The following is a 582-nucleotide window of genomic DNA, read 5'->3' on the forward strand; positions in this document are numbered from 1 at the left end:
GCCCGCCGGCCCGCGGGGCGACCGGGCCGCCGGGCCCGTCGGGGGCGGGTGACGGGGCGGCCGCGGAGTCGGCGACCCGGCGCAGCAGTTCCCCGGTACGGGCGGCGGCCTGGTCGCGGTCGTGCGCCAGCAGCAGGCGGCAGTCCTGGCCCTGGGTGGGGCGCACGTGGGGGAGCAGGCCGAGCCAGGCCCACTCCGCGGTCCGCTCCTCCAGGGGGCGCGAGCGGTCCGCGCTGATCAGCACGATCTCCAGGGTGTCCGGCGAGTGCAGCGCGGCCAGCTGCGCCAGCACCGCGCGGGCCAGCCCGGCCAGCCGGGGACGGGGCCCCGCGAGGCCCAGCGACCCGGCCTCGCGCAGGGCGGCGGTCACCGGCACGGCGGGCAGCAGGCCCTCGCCGTCCGGGGACGGCCGGTCCGCGGTGCCGAGGCGGACGGTGAGCGCCTCGGGGTGGTCGTGGTCGCGCTCCCACAGGCGGGGGCCGGGGCCGAGCGCGGTGAGCAGCAGCTCGGCCGGGTCCGGCCAGGTGTCGGGGCGGCGCGGGACGGTGGCCCAGCCGTCGGTGTGCGCGGTCCGCCCGGAGG

General features: G+C 82.0%; 1 pseudogene. It reads right to left on the reverse strand.

The window, feature by feature from the left end:
- Positions 1-582 (reverse strand): annotated as a pseudogene (locus ACOV8S_RS18500) (hypothetical protein); the annotation flags it as partial.

This window comes from Streptomyces sp. CO7 (genome assembly GCF_053474865.1).